The organism is Streptomyces sp. Tu 2975 (assembly GCF_009832925.1).
Lineage (GTDB): Bacteria > Actinomycetota > Actinomycetes > Streptomycetales > Streptomycetaceae > Streptomyces.
Genome location: NZ_CP047140.1, coordinates 1,076,902 through 1,090,835, shown reverse-complemented (window position 1 = coordinate 1,090,835; position 13,934 = coordinate 1,076,902). Strand labels below are relative to the sequence as shown.

Annotated in this window: 12 protein-coding genes and 2 pseudogenes; 5 read left to right on the top strand and 9 right to left on the bottom strand. The window is 71.8% G+C overall.

What is annotated here, in order from left to right:
* Positions 1–53: 53 nt before the first annotated feature.
* The 5 genes and pseudogenes from GLX30_RS04695 to GLX30_RS04675 form a co-directional block, all read right to left on the bottom strand.
* Positions 54–931, bottom strand: a pseudogene (locus GLX30_RS04695) (STM4011 family radical SAM protein).
* An 8-nt stretch (positions 932–939) separates the two neighbouring features.
* A complete protein-coding gene (locus tag GLX30_RS04690) occupies positions 940–2,322 on the bottom strand; it encodes an STM4012 family radical SAM protein (RefSeq protein ID WP_244258007.1) in 1,383 nt (460 codons plus the stop codon).
* Positions 2,319–3,125 carry an STM4013/SEN3800 family hydrolase gene (locus GLX30_RS04685; protein WP_208545555.1) on the bottom strand — a complete coding sequence of 269 codons (807 nt, stop codon included), beginning with the start codon at positions 3,123–3,125 and terminating at the stop codon, positions 2,319–2,321. Before GLX30_RS04685 ends, GLX30_RS04690 begins: the two co-directional genes overlap by 4 nt.
* Positions 3,126–3,177: 52 nt before the next feature.
* Entirely contained in the window at positions 3,178–4,323 is a 1,146-nt protein-coding gene (locus GLX30_RS04680) for an STM4014 family protein (protein WP_208545360.1), read from the bottom strand.
* Positions 4,320–5,279, bottom strand: coding sequence for an STM4015 family protein (locus GLX30_RS04675; protein WP_159683891.1), 960 nt, complete (start codon positions 5,277–5,279; stop codon positions 4,320–4,322). The genes GLX30_RS04680 and GLX30_RS04675 overlap by 4 nt, the downstream gene beginning before the upstream one ends.
* Before the next feature lie 214 nt (positions 5,280–5,493).
* On the opposite strand from GLX30_RS04675, the gene GLX30_RS04670 reads away from it, so the two are divergent.
* Positions 5,494–6,009, top strand: a complete 516-nt coding sequence (locus tag GLX30_RS04670) for a DUF1877 domain-containing protein (protein WP_159683888.1) — start codon at positions 5,494–5,496, stop codon at positions 6,007–6,009.
* Positions 6,010–6,029: 20 nt separating this feature from the next.
* Here the strand turns inward: GLX30_RS04670 and GLX30_RS35015 are convergent, their stop codons facing one another.
* Both GLX30_RS35015 and GLX30_RS35010 read right to left on the bottom strand, forming a co-directional pair.
* Positions 6,030–6,452 (bottom strand): hypothetical protein, encoded by a 423-nt coding sequence (locus tag GLX30_RS35015; RefSeq protein ID WP_244258541.1) that lies wholly within the window; start codon positions 6,450–6,452, stop codon positions 6,030–6,032.
* A gap of 292 nt (positions 6,453–6,744) precedes the next feature.
* Positions 6,745–7,122, bottom strand: a pseudogene (locus GLX30_RS35010) (transposase); the annotation flags it as partial.
* A 326-nt stretch (positions 7,123–7,448) separates the two neighbouring features.
* Between GLX30_RS35010 and GLX30_RS04660 the strand changes: the two are divergent.
* Together GLX30_RS04660 and GLX30_RS04655 are read left to right on the top strand one after the other, a co-directional pair.
* Positions 7,449–7,775 (top strand): hypothetical protein, encoded by a 327-nt coding sequence (locus GLX30_RS04660; RefSeq protein WP_159683886.1) that lies wholly within the window; start codon positions 7,449–7,451, stop codon positions 7,773–7,775.
* A gap of 57 nt (positions 7,776–7,832) precedes the next feature.
* Complete coding sequence (locus GLX30_RS04655; RefSeq protein ID WP_159683883.1) at positions 7,833–8,858, top strand: DUF6745 domain-containing protein; 1,026 nt, start codon at positions 7,833–7,835, stop codon at positions 8,856–8,858.
* A gap of 82 nt (positions 8,859–8,940) precedes the next feature.
* Here the strand turns inward: GLX30_RS04655 and GLX30_RS04650 are convergent, their stop codons facing one another.
* Positions 8,941–9,561, bottom strand: coding sequence for a TetR family transcriptional regulator C-terminal domain-containing protein (locus GLX30_RS04650; RefSeq protein ID WP_159683881.1), 621 nt, complete (start codon positions 9,559–9,561; stop codon positions 8,941–8,943).
* 114 nt (positions 9,562–9,675) lie between these two features.
* Positions 9,676–10,272: a carboxymuconolactone decarboxylase family protein gene (locus GLX30_RS04645; protein ID WP_159683878.1), complete on the bottom strand. Its 597-nt coding sequence runs from the start codon at positions 10,270–10,272 to the stop codon at positions 9,676–9,678.
* Positions 10,273–10,519: 247 nt separating this feature from the next.
* Between GLX30_RS04645 and GLX30_RS04640 the strand changes: the two genes are divergently transcribed.
* Together GLX30_RS04640 and GLX30_RS04635 are read left to right on the top strand one after the other, a co-directional pair.
* Positions 10,520–11,749, top strand: coding sequence for an MBL fold metallo-hydrolase (locus GLX30_RS04640; protein WP_159683876.1), 1,230 nt, complete (start codon positions 10,520–10,522; stop codon positions 11,747–11,749).
* 372 nt (positions 11,750–12,121) lie between these two features.
* Positions 12,122–13,927, top strand: coding sequence for an ATP-binding protein (locus GLX30_RS04635; RefSeq protein ID WP_159683875.1), 1,806 nt, complete (start codon positions 12,122–12,124; stop codon positions 13,925–13,927).
* Positions 13,928–13,934: the final 7 nt, after the last annotated feature.

Sequence of the window (13,934 nt, the reverse complement as noted above, 5' to 3'; positions counted from 1 at the left end):
CGGTCCGGAGCGCGCGGCGACATCGGTGCGCCCGGACCGCCGAACGAGAGGCCCTAGGTGAGGACGGACGGGGACGTGGCCGCTGGGGGGATCGCCGGCGGGACCCGTTCGAGGACTCCGCCGGCGAAGACGTCGTACAGCGGCAGCGTCTCCAGGTGGACGTACCCGATGTGGCAGTCGCACACGGCGAGGGGGCAGGCGCGGGGGCGCAGCGCGCGGCGGTAGGAGCCGTCGTAGAGGTTGCCGAGCTCCGCGCGGACGAAGTGGCAGCGGCGCACGGTCCCCTCGCCGTCCACCGAGACGACACTCTCGCCCGTGCGGCACGGCAGCCCCGCGGAACGGTGGGGGTGGCGGCTGTACGGGAAGAGCGGGTCCAGTTCCGTCCAAGACTGTGCCTCGGCGTCGGAGAGCTCGTGTCCTTCCGGCGCGTTCACCCACAGGTAGATGTGGCCGGGCAGGTCGGCGCGGAGCCTGCGCGCCTCCTCCAGATGGCCCGGGAAGCCGACGATGCCCACGCTGAACCGGATCTCCCGCCGTATCAGATCCCGGCACTTGCCAATGAACCGGTCATAAGGTGTCTGACCGGGATGATAGGTGCACCACAGGGCCAGGGTCTCCGGGGACGCCTCCGCCAGCCAGTCGGTCCGGCAGCTCAGATTCGTCTGGATCGCGACCCGGCGGATGTGCGGAAGGTGCGACAACTCCGCCAGGGTCCGGCGGTACCAGGAGCGGACCAGCCCCTCTCCCCACGGCGTGAACAGGATCGACAGCCGGTCTCCCGTCTGCGCGGCGGCCCACCCCCGAAGCGTTCCAATGCGGCACGGTCCGCGCGCAGCTGCTCCCGGCTGTCGCGGCGCTTCGCGAACGGACAGTAGGGGCAGTCGTAGTCGCAGGACGACAACGGGCCCCGGTACAGCACGGTCAGATCCATGGACCCGCTCACTTCAGCTCGTACGAGGCCATGGCCGCCCGGACCGCGGGCGAGAACAGCTCGGGGCCCAGGGCGTCCGAATGGGCGAGCCCTTCGGGCGACAGCCTCAGCCGCCCGGGCGCGGCGGCCGGGTCGAGCCAGCCGCGCGCGGCGAACCGCTCCAGCTCCGCGGCGAAATGGCCGGCGGGAACCGCGCCGAACCGCTCGCGGTAGCCGGCCACGTCCATCCCCTCGGCCTGGAGCAGCGACTGGAGAAGGTGCCGGCGGCGTGCCTCGTCCTCGTCGACCCGCCGCCCCACCTCCGCCCGGGAGAAGTCCTCCGTCGTCGTGAAGTCGTCGATGATGCGGCGTATCTGGCCCATGTCGACGGCGTAGTCGAAGGAGTAGTGGAGGCTCGAGGTGTAGGAGCGGGCGCCGCAGCCCAGCCCGATCATGCCGTCCGTCTGGCAGGCATGGTCGTCGGAGGCCGACGCGGGCGCGCCCGCGCGGCGGAACATACGCATGGACACCTGCTCGTACCCGCGGGCGAGGAGATGGTCGCGGCCCGCGCGGTACAGACGCAGCCGCTGCTCGTCCCAGGCGGCGTCACCCGCCGCACCCAGCCGGCCCAGACCGGTCAGCGGGCGCACGTACAGCGGGTAGAGATACAGCTCCTCCGGCTCCCAGTCGAGGGCGGCGTCGAGCGACGAGAGCCACGTCTGTTCGGTCTGACCGTCGATGCCGTAGATCAGGTCGATGTTGAGGACGGGGATCCGTGCCTCCCGTATCCGGCCGAGCGCGGCCTCCACCTCGGCACGGCGCTGCGGTCTCACCGCGGCCCTCGCCTCCGCGTCGACGAAACTCTGCACGCCGATGCTGACCCTGGTCGTGCCGCGCCCGGCGAGCACGGCCAGCCGGTCCGCGGTCGCCGTGGCGGGCGACGTCTCCACCGACAGCGGCACCGCGCTCAGGTCGGCGCCCATCCGCTTCTCCGCGATGTCGCAGAGCCGCTCCAGCTCAGCGGCTGTCAGGAACGTCGGCGTGCCGCCGCCGAACGCGGCCGCCGCGAACCGCACCGGGCCGGCCTCCCCGAGGGCCTCGCGCACGGCGACCGCCTGGCGGTCGAGGGCGTCCAGGTAACGCCCGGTCAGCTCGTCAGGGGCGCCGATCCGGGTGAACAGGTTGCAGAAGCCGCACCGGACCTCGCAGAACGGGATGTGCAGGTACAGCGAGAGTGCGTCCTTTTGTTCCCGTGCCCACAGTTCGCGCAGCGCCGGCCGGTCCGCGAGGGGCCGGTAGGCCGTCTTGTGCGGATAGGCGTAGACGTAGCTCTGGTAGGGGCGCGGAGCGCCGGGGCCGGCGAGGGCTGCTGTCGCGGGGGTCGGCGCGGGGGTCGGCACGGGGGTGCTCATGCGGAGGCCTCGAGGAAGAAGTGGGCGTAGGGGACGGTCCAGACGGCCTCGTGGCCGAGGCGGTGACCGGTGAAACCGCCGTCACCGTACGCGGTCCCGTGGTCGGAGCAGACGATCGCGAAGCACCGGCGGCGGCTGCTCGCGGCGGCGAACAGCCGCCCGATGTGGCGGTCGACGTACTCGAGCGCCGCGGCGTGCGTCTCCCGGGAGTCACCGTCGTCCCGGGTCGCTCCCGGCCGATGGAACCAGTTGGGCTGGTGCAGGGAGGGCACGTTGACGAACAGGAACAGCCTGCGCTCGCGCGGCAGGGAGGCCACCACCTGCTCGGCCCGCTCCACCTGCGCCTCGAAGGACGTGGGAGAAGCGACCGAGAACGAGGGCTCCCAGTGGCTCTCCTGGAACATGCCCGGCAGCACGGAGCCCAGCGGGCCCTGCTTGTTGAAGAACCCGACACCGCCGATGCACACCGTGCGGTAGCCGGCCCCGGCGAGGGCGGAGACGAGGTCGGGGGTGTCGAAGACGTACGTGTGTCCGGCGGTCGTCTCACTGCCGGCGAAACGGGCGGCGAACAACCGCGGATGAGGCCCCTGTTCGGCCGGCGTGGGAAGGAACCCGGCGAACATGGCCTGATGGGAGGCGTACGTGAAGCTGCCCGGCGCGTGCCGCTTCTCCCAGACACCGCCGGGGAGATGACGGGCCAGGTTGGGGAGCCGGCCCGCCGCGGCCAGTTCGGCGGCGACGTCGAAACGCAGGGTGTCGAGCGTGACGAGCAGCAGGTCGTCCCGGCCCACGACCTCGTTCATGTCGGGCGTGCCGGCTGCGGCCGGCGCCTCCTGGCCGTGTCCGGCGGTCATGTCAGGATGTTGCACTTCGGTGGTTCCTCGTCCCGCGTAGTACGGTGGCGACCTGCGCCGCATAGGTGTCCTGGCCCTCAGCGCCGCTTCCTGGCATCCCGGTGAGCCCCGGCAGCAGATCCCCGAAGGCGTTGACCTCCCCGACGGCGAAACGCCGCCAGCCGGTCGACGGCAGCAGATCGACCCCGACACGGGAGACGCCGGGAAAGCAGGCAGCGGCCCGCTCACACACCGCCAGCGTCCCGGCCCAACTGCCGCCCGCCGCCTCCGTCGCGGCACGGGCCTCGGCGAGATCGCCGCGCAGGCCGCCCAGATGGAGATTGGTCATGGGGGAGAGGCTGGTCCGCACCACCGCGTGGGTGGCACGGCCGGCGACCACCACCACCCGCAGATCGGCGACCCGGCCGCGCTGCGAGGCCTTCGGCAGCCAGCGCTCGATGTGCAGGCCGTCCGGGGCGAGCGCGTCGACCAGTGCGGCGACTCGGCGTTCGGAGGCGTAGCGCCGCACCCGCAGGGAGTTGAACAGCCGTCCCTCCGCGTCCCGCTCGACCGACGTGGTGGCCTGCACCCGTCCCCCGCCCGCCGTCTCCAGGGCCATCACCCCGGACGCGGACGAGCCGTGCGCCGGTTTGACGAACACCCGCCGCATGCCGGTGGCCGCCAGCAGCGAGCGCACATCGTCCCAGCCGCGCACCGGGGGCGCGGCAGCTCCCGAGGTCGGCGACCGGGGCACCGCCACGCCCGCCGCGAGCAGCGCCGCATGGCACAGCCGCTTGTCGAACAGCACGGCGAGCTGCGCCGGATCGTCGAGCAGCCGTGCCCCGCCCGCCTCCGCCCGGACCGCGATGTCCCGTACCGCCGCCGTGAAACGCTCGTACCACAGCGCCGAGCCCTCCACGCGGGTCGGATCGTCCACGCCGCGCAGTGCCCGCTCCACCTCGCGGTCCTCGCCCGGGGAGTCGATCCGCACCAGCTCGCCCGGACGGAACTCGGCCCGGCCACGCAGTACGTCGAGCCAGGGCACCACCCGCGCGGCGGGCGCTCCGGCCTCACACAGCGCGTCCTGGAAGAGGGCGACACGGCGGTTGGCCGGATTGCCCACGACCGCGAGCGCAGGACCGGTCAGGCGGCGGGCGGAGGCGGTCACTCGGCGACGGCCGTGTATCGGCCTTCCCTGTCGCCGGAGCCGTTGCCCTCCGACCCGGAGACGTCGAGCTCCACCCCGGCCGGCACCAGGGCGTCGGACAGGCGCTGCACCATGGCCCCGCTCATGAAGTGGTGATGCAGATCGAGCTTCTTGAGGTGCGTCAGCGGCTGGCCGTTCAGCAGCGCCTCGGCGCCGTCGTCGCCCAGCGTGCCCATCGACAGGTCCAGCATCTCCAGGCGGGCCACGACCGGAGCGCCGGCGAGTGCCACCGCGATCTCGTCCTGTATCTCGCTGTTGCGCAGCGCCAGATACCGCAGCCTCGGCAGTCTGGTCCCCGACAGGAACGGCTCCAGGTCCGACACGTCCGCGTTCGCGCCGTACCACGACGTGCCGAGCCAGAGGTCGAGATTCTCCAGCGCCGGCAGGTCGCTCGCCGCGATACCGCGGACGACGGCCACGTCCAGACCGCCGCTCTCCACGACCAGGGTCTCCAGCCGCTCGTGCTTCACCGCAGGGAACACCAGATCCTGGCCGCCGCGCACACCGAAGTGCTCGAGCTGCGGGAAGCCGTCGAGGAGCCGGGTCACCTCGCCCTGGTTGATCCAGGAGATCTCGCACTCCTCGAACGTGATGTCGCCGACGAACAGCCCGCGCAGCCGCGGCAGTTTCTCCTTCGCGCCGAGCAGTGCCGAGATGACCTCCCCGGGACCGGAGTCGTACGCGTCGCTCCACGAGCCGACGATCAGCGCGCGCACCCTGGCGGTGTCCACCGTCGCCGCGAAGCGGGCGAACGCCTCCTCCCACTCCTCCTCGCTCTCGTAGGAGTCGACGGAGATCCGCCAGGCGACATCCTCCGGCGCCGGCAGCGCGGTCCCGGACGTGGCCTGTGCCTCGGAGTCGGGGAAGTCGAACGCGGGCAGGCCGTACCACTCCTGCAGATGGTTCGAGATGGTCATGACGGGCTCCAGACACCGGTGCGGCTTGATCGGCTGACGTGGGAGCAGTTCTACCAAGGGCCACTGACATCCCCACCCGCGGGGCGGCCGGGGGCCGGCGGCGGTGCCGGACCCGTTGATGCTCCTATTGGCAGTCAAGCGGTGTGGTGGCCTGAACGTCCCGGTCAGCGGAGGGGCTCGCGGCTTCAGGCGGCGGTTCGAGATACTTCAACGCATGGCACTGACACAGCAACTCGCACGGGTGTCCACGCAGTATCTGACTCAGTGTCGTGCAGCTGCGGCAATGTCACCGGAAGGCGACCCCGAGTGGGACCCGCCCGCGGAGGACACCGTGGATCTGGACTGGGCGATCTGGGGCTTGATCCGGTTCTGTCAGCGCATGCGCACCGAGAGTCCGTGGATCCAGGTTCTTGAGCGGAGTATCTCGGGGGGCCCCGGCGGCGACGTCGAGTTTCTTGACCATCCCAGGGTCCATGACGGCTTCGACTCCCCTCCAGCCCTTCTCGCTCCTGCAGCAGTGACCGAAGTGGCCCGAGAACTGGCCGCTTTGGACGCCGGCGAAGTACTCAACTGCTTGCCTGCGGACCACTCGGCCGCTGCCGAAGCATGCGGATTCCGAGGGTTCAACGGACACCCGCGCGAGTACCTCGTCGAGCATTTTGGGCTGTTGCAGAGCTTCTATCTGATCGCCAGCCGACGTAAGTTGGCCGTTCTGTCCTGGACGGATTAAGCACGGTCCCACGCGAGCGGTCAGGCGGCGGCGAGCCAGTCCCGGTAGGCGCTGGCGAGGTCGTCGTCGCGGCGTGTGCCGCGTTCGATGCAGATCACCGCGGGCCAGACGCCGAAGTGCTCGGCGACGGTGGTGAGGGTGATGTTCTTGGCCTGGCGTGCGGGCCGGAGGTCGGAGACGTCCGGAACGCTGACCGGTGTGGTGAGGTAGCGGAAGACCTCCCGGGCGATCGCCCGCTTGAGCAGACGGATGATCTCTTTCTTCGTGCGTCCGGCGGCGGTCTGCCGGGCGACGTATTCGCGGGTGCGGGCGTCGCTGGACATGCGGACGAGGGCGATGCGGTAGAGGGCTGAGTTCGCTCCGCGGTCGCCCTCCGTCCGCAGGCGGTCGGGGTTGCCGCCGGCGGTGACCAGGAGCTGGGCTGCGGTGGTCGGGGCCGACACCGAACGCGGCGCGAAGGCCGGGGTTGTTCTCGGTGGCGGCAGTGTCCAGGGCGGCGGTGAGGGTGTCGTGTTCCGTAGTCAGGGCCTGGACCCGGCGGGCGAGGGTCTTCAGCGCGGACAGGAGGGCAACGCGTGGTCCGTCGCCGGTGGGACGGAGCCGGGAGATGGCTTCGAGCTGTGTCTTGCCGCGCAGGGCGGTGTACTTGACGCGGATGTCGTCCGGGGCGGTGATGAGGATGTGCGCGATCTGGTTCAGGGTGGCGGTGCGGGCCTTGACGGCGGACCGGGCGGCGTTGTGGAGGGCGCGTATACCGCTGACGGTGTCGTCCTTGGGTATGACCGATGCCCGTCCGGACAGCGCGGCGCGGGCGGCTGCGTAGGCGTCGATGGGATCGGACTTGCCGATCCGGCGACGCTCGGCCTTGTCAGGGCGGTTGACCTCGATCACGGTCAGGCCCGTGTGGCGGGCGGCACGGGTGAACCCGAGGCCGTAGGAGGAGGTCCCCTCGACGCCGACGGCGGTCACCGTGCCGTGGGCGTTCAGGAACGCGATCGCCGCGGCGTACCCGGCCGCCGTGGTGGGGAACTCAGCGTCGGCGACGTGGCCGCCCCGGTCAGTGATGACAGCAACGTGGATCGTGTCCGCGTGGGAGTCCACTCCACCGAACATCGCGTCCAGTTCGGTGGCGGGCGTGATCGTCACGGTCATCCTGTCAGCTGCCTTCCCGGGCTGGGGGTGACGCCGGCCGGGTGGGTCAGACAGGACAGTGAGGGGGCCTCTGGCCAAGCTCCTATCAGGTCATGTTCCACCTGGCCGGAGCCATGGAGAACGGATTCCGGCAGCCGGACAGAACAGTCGCAGGACAGCCCAGCAGGACGTCAGTCAGACCCTGAGCCACGACCACCGGAACCCGTTACGAGTATCAATGTCAGACCCTCCCCTTAGCGTCGGGAACAGGTCGGACGCAGCGGGCGGCCGGCGGGAAGGGGAGAGCCATGTACCGGCAGGGGGACGTCCTGATCGTGTCCGTCGCGGAGGACGCCGTGCCACCGCACGTCACCGACGCGCCGGGGGAGCAACGGGACGCACGCGGCCGGATGGTGCTCGCCCTCGGCGAGGTCACGGGCCACGCCCACGCCGTGACGGGCCCCGGCCGACTGGTGCGCGAGCCGGGACCGTTCGGCCCGATGCTCCTTCACCTTCCAAAAGGCGGCCGGGTGGTGCACGAGGAGCACGCGGCGATATCGCTCCCGAAGGGGTGGTACCGGGTCGTGCGCCAGCGGGAGTACCTGCCGGGAGCGGTGCGGATCGTCGCCGACTGAGCCGCCGCGGGCGGCGGGGCACGACGGACAGAACGACAACAGGGGACGGGACTTCACATGCAGTATGCGGACAAGTGGCGGGCGATCGCGGCGGCGACAGGACCGGCGGACCGGTCCGCCGCGGAGGAGGGCGTGCGGCTCGCCTACCGTGCGGCGGGGCTCGCCGCGCCCGACCGGATCGTCTGGGCGGACTCGCCCCTCGCGGGCGTGAACGCCGTCCAGGAGCTTCAGGGCCCGGTGCGCTCCGTGCGCGAGGAGGTGCGCACCCGCCCCTGGGCGGACGAACGACGCCGCGTCCACGACGAGTTGGGTCCTGCCGGCTGGACCTCGCTGTGGAGCGGCACCGGAGCGCTCCTGTGGGACGGCACCCGCGCCCTGGCCGAGCGCATACGCACCGGCGTCGTGGACGCGCTGCTCGAGAAGGCAGAGGAGGGCGCCGCCGACCGTGCCGCGGAGGAGGCGAGGATCCGGGGCGTCCTGCTCGACGCGGTCCTCGGACAGCACGATGCCGCATGGCTCGCCGCCTTCGACGGCCGTAGCGACCGGCTGACGGGGCTGGCCCGGGTCGCGGAGCACGCCGGCTGGTGGTGGCCCTTCGAGAACGCGGTCGTCATCTGCGAACGCCCCTCCCGGCTGCACCGCGACGAGGCCGGCAGGCTCGACAACGGCGAAGGCCCCGCGCTCGTCTTCCCGGACGGATTCGCCCTCCACGCATGGCGCGGCATGCCCGTGCCCGCCGAGTTCCTCCGCGAACTCACCGCCCTGACCCCGGAACGCATACGCGAGGAGGAGAACGCGGAACTGCGCCGCGTGATGCTCGAGTACTACGGCTACGACCGGTATCTCGCGGAATCCGGCGCCGAGCCCGTGCACCGCGACGAGACCGGCATCCTGTGGCGGATCGCGCTCGCGGACGACGAGGACGTGGTGATGGTCGAGGTGGTCAACTCCACGCCGGAGCCCGACGGCTCGCACCGGACGTACTGGCTGCGCGTGCCGCCCACCACGCGCACGGCGAAGGAGGGCGTCGCCTGGACCTTCGGGCTGGACGCCGCCGTCTACGAACCGGTGCGGCAGACCTGAGCGGTGGCGCCGTTCCCGGTCCGAGCCACCGTCCCGGTCCGAGCCACCGTCCCGGTCCGCGTCACGGTCCCGGGCGGGGGACTCAGCGCGCCGTGGCCGTCAGCTCGCCGTGGTCGATGCCCAGCTCACGGGCGAGCGCCTCGTCCGCCCACTGGAGCATGGCCGCCCGGGACAGTGAGCCCGCGTACGACGTCATCTGGACGGCCAGCCCGTCGAGGAACGCCGTCAGCCGCCAGGCCGCCGCCGCCGGATCCTCGCAGGGGAACTCGCCGGCGGCCGCCCCCTCGGCCATGACCTCCGTCAGGGCGGACTTCCACTGCTGGTCCAAAGCGCGGGACACGTCCCGCAGGGCCGGTTCCCGTAGCGAGACCGCCCAGGCGTCGATCCACAGCCGCCAGCCCTTGGCCTGCCCGGTCGGGGCGTACCAGCGCACCGCCGCGCGAAGCCGGCGCAGAGCGGTGGTGCGCCGCCCGAGGAGCCTGCGGAGATGGGCCAGATCCGCGTCGGCGGCGTGCGTGAAGGCGGCCGCCACCAGTTTCTCCTTGGTGGAGAAGTGGTAGAGCACCAGGGCGCTGCTCACCCCGAGCACGTCGGCGACGTCGACGATCCGTACGGCCGCCACGCCCCGCGCCTCAATCTGCTCGACGGCGGCGCCGAGGATCTCCTCGCGCCTTTCCGCCACGCTCAACCGAACTCTGGCCACGGCGTCACAGTACACAGCTGATCTTGGATGAAGTCCAGCCCTGTACAGGACCTGCCTCAGGCGGCCGCGGCGTCGCGGCCGCCCCCGTACGTCAGCCGGCGCTGCCCCCGTGCGTCAGCCTGCTGTGATCTCCCCGGAGGCCACCTCGGCCTCGGCCTGCACCCGCGCCGGGATCTCGCACTGGTCCTTGAACCCCTGGCTGGTCAGGCCGAGCGCGGTGTTCATCCTGGACCGCAGGTTCTCCACCGCCACCATCGCCGTGAGCTCCACGAACGCCGCCTCGCCCAGCGCGGCGACCAGCCGCCCGGCGAGATCGTCGTCGATCTCCGGCGGGTTGGCCGTCATGGCCTCCGCGAACTCCATGACGTCCCGCTCCAGCGGGGTGTACGCGTCGCTTTCTCGCCACATGGGCACGTCGCGCACCTTGCGGGCGTCCATCCCGCGCTGCCTGTTCTCCCAGTGCCCGAAGTCCATGCACCAACTGCAGCCGATCGAGGCGGCGGAGGCCATCACCGCGAGCGCCTTGAGATCCGCGTCCAGCGTGTTCCACCTGCCCACCGCCATCTCGAACCGCAGATCGGCCCGGAGCACCCTCGGGTTGTGACCCAGCGCGCTCACCGGGTCGAGGATCTTGCCGTAGGCGCGCTTCGAGTACCACTGGGTCGCGCGCAGGAAGAACGAGCGGCGCGGGTCGAGGGAAATACGGGCCATGACGTGCTCCTCATGGGGGAAGCCGTGTGCTGTCACCACTACGACGGAGCGCACGCCCGGAAACGTGACACGGACCGGCACCGGATCCAGCCACAGGAGCACGGTTCAGGAACACCGGCACCCGGGCAGGCGTTGGCTGGACAAGACGGAGCGGCAGGTCGCCGACCGGGTCAGGGCGGCCCCACAGACCGCTCCTTTCCGTCTTGAAATGCACATAATGGAATGACCCCGAGCATCAGGAGGTGCCGTGTCCGGCGCTGGTTCCCCCCACTCGCTGAGGTCCCGGCTGCGCTCACTGAGGCCTGCCGCCTTCGGGGCCGACCCGGCCGGCGAGCGCCTGGCGCGCATCCGTAGCTCGCCGAACTTCGCCGACGGCGTCTTCCGGAACCCCGAAGGGACGCGCACGAGACCGTCCAGCGGCTCCATGGTGGAGTTCGCCAGGACGTACTTCGCCAAGGAGGCGAGGACACGTCGCGTTCCGGCCCGCGCGGTGCCGCTGCACACCACCACCGCGACCGACCTCACCAGGCCCGCCGCTTCCGGACTCCGGCTCACCTGGATGGGGCATTCCAGCGTTCTCGCCGAGATCGACGGCCGCCGGGTGCTCTTCGACCCGGTCTGGGGAGAGAGGTGCTCCCCCTTCACCTTCGCCGGGCCCAAGCGCCTGCACCCGGTGCCCGCGCCGCTCGCCGCCCTCGGTAGCGTCGACGTCGTCGTGATCTCCCACGACCACTACGACCACCTCGACCTGCCCACGGTCCGCGCCCTCGCCTCGACCGACACCCTCTTCGCCGTGCCGCTCGGTGTCGGCGCCCACCTCGAACGCTGGGGCGTGTCTCCGGACCGTCTGCGTGAGCTCGACTGGAACGAGACCACGGAGATCGGCGGCATCCGGCTGACCGCGACGCCCGCACGCCACTTCTGCGGCCGCGGACTGCGCAACCAGCAGCACACCCTGTGGGCGTCCTGGGCCGTCGCCGGCCCCGAACACCGGATCTACCACAGCGGCGACACGGGATACTTCACCGGCTTCCAGGACATCGGCGCCGAGCACGGGCCGTTCGACGCGACGATGATCCAGATCGGCGCGTACTCCGAGTACTGGCCCGACATCCACATGACCCCGGCCGAGGGCATGCGAGCCCACCTCGACCTGCAGGGCGGCACACCGGCCGGTGTGATGCTGCCGATCCACTGGGGCACGTTCAACCTGGCGCCGCACCCGTGGGCGGAGCCCGGCGAGGGCACGATCGCGGCCGCGGCGAAGGCGGGAGCCCGTATCGCGCTGCCGCGACCGGGTGAGCCGTTCGAACCTACGGCCGAGAACGTGCCGTCCGTGCCGTGGTGGCGTGGTGTGGCCACCGTGCCGGTGGAAGGCTGGTCGGCTGTCACGGCGACCGCGGAGGCGACGGCGGCGAAGCCGGCGCGTGACGCGGCACCGGAGTCGGGCTCACCGGAGACGGCACCTACGGCTTGACGGGCGCGGGGGCGGCGGGCTTGTCCCCGCCCCCTACGGCCGGGGCCCACTGTCCGAGACCGGGGCAGGGCCCCTTGGCCCCGTCCTGCGCTTCGCGTGGTGCCCTCAATCGCCGGGCGGGCTGGATGTCCCAGCGGCCCACGCCCCCACGCTCGCGCCTTCATTCGGTCTGTCGTGCGAGCCCTCATACCAGAGCGCGACCCATAGCGGGCAACTTTCGCAACAGCTCGGTCCACCCCCACCCCCGGCGACTACCGTGTGTGGCCGGTGATCAACGGTGGGCTCTCATTCGCGTGCCCGGGTTCCGCCGTGGAGTCATGCCGATCAATCGCAGTACGCCGATCCCTGGGGCCCCACGTACCGAGGACGCTGATGTCTCAACTACGCGCACCAGCCGCGCGGTCCGACCGCCGAGAGGGCGGTCGTCACGGCCGGCCGGGTGCCCGCTCACTGTCGTCCGCGGGCCGGACGCCTTACGGCAGGACACCCTCCGGCAGGACCGCGGCCGCGCCGCCGGAAGCCCGCATACGACCCCAACTACTGCGCACGGCCGTCCTGCCGACCGTGGTCGCCGCCCTCAGCGGTGCGACCGCGGTGGTCATGACGCTGCGCGCCGCCACTCCCGAACCCTCCGCCGGCCTGTGGGTCGCGCTGAGTTCCATGGCCGCGCTCGCCGTGGCCGCCGTGGCGGTCGCCGCGCGCGGGGCCGACCGGGCCGCCACGTCCGTTCTCGACCGGTGTACCGAGCTTCGCCGCACCACCGCCCGGGCCCAGGAGGAGCTGCGCACCGTCGTCGACGGACTCAGGCGCGGCGAGGGCCCGCCGCCCCGCCGTACGCCCGAGCAAGGCCCCTCGGGCGGGGACGAGTTCGACCTGCTCGCCCACGATCTGGTGCGCTCGCACGACGCAGCGCTGGCGGCCGTGGTGCAGGCGTCACGGCTCTCCAGCAGCGTGGGCAACGAACAGAAGGTCGAGGTCTTCGTCAATCTGGCCCGCAGGCTCCAGTCCCTGGTGCACCGCGAGATCCAGCTGCTCGACGAGCTGGAGAACGAGGTCGAGGACCCGGAACTGCTCAAGGGCCTCTTCCACGTCGACCATCTGGCCACCCGCATCCGCCGGCACGCGGAGAACCTCGCCGTCCTCGGCGGTGCCGTCTCCCGGCGGCAGTGGTCCCACCCGGTCACCATGACGGAGGTGCTCAGGTCCGCGATCGCGGAGGTGGAGCAGTACCCGAGGGTGAAGCTGGTGCCGCCCATCGCGGGCACACTGCGAGGTCACGCGGTGGCCGACGTGATCCATCTCCTGGCCGAACTGGTCGAGAACGCCACGCTGTTCTCCGCACCGCACACCCAGGTCCTGCTGCGCGCCCAGCACGTCACGGCCGGGCTCGCCGTGGAGGTGGAGGACCGCGGGCTCGGTATGCCGCCCCAGGAGCAGGACAAGATGAACGCCCTGCTCGCCGACCCCGACCAGGTCAACGTCGCCAACCTGCTCCAGGACGGCAGGATCGGCCTGTTCGTCGTGTCCGCGCTGGCCCGCCGCCACGGCATCGCCGTGCGGCTCCAGACGAACATCTACGGCGGGGTTCAGGCCGTACTGGTGCTGCCGCAGAGCCTGCTCGGGACCGACCACGACGACGCGGCCGAGCACGGGACGGCGGCCGCGCGCCCGCCCGCCCCGCACATGAACGGGCCCCGCGTCGCGGCCATGTCGCCGCCGTCGCTGCCGCACTCGGCCCTGTCCGGGCAGTCCAGGCCGGTGCCCGCGCAACGGGAACCGGCCACCGCCGTCAGGGCGGAGGCACCCCTGCCCGTGCGCGGTGAGCGCGGCGAACGGCCCATGCCGGGCGCCGGTCACTTCGGCAACGGCCACCATGCGGCCCCGCCCGGGCCCGTCGCCGGACCGGGCCCCGACATGACGGAGCCGCCCGACCGACCGGTGGTCCGCGGCACGATGGGCCGCCCCCAACTGCCCAAGCGCCGCATCCAGGAACACCTCGTCCCGCAGTTGCGGGACGCCCCCGCGCCACGCAGGGACGACGAAGAGGCCCTGCACGACCCGGGTCTGATGGCGGCTTTCCAGCGGGGCATCGGCCTCGCGGAGAACGAGCCGGAACGGGCGGCATCGCTGTCCGGACAGTCGGACCCCCAGCGTGACGACCCCACCATCAAGGAGTAGATGCACC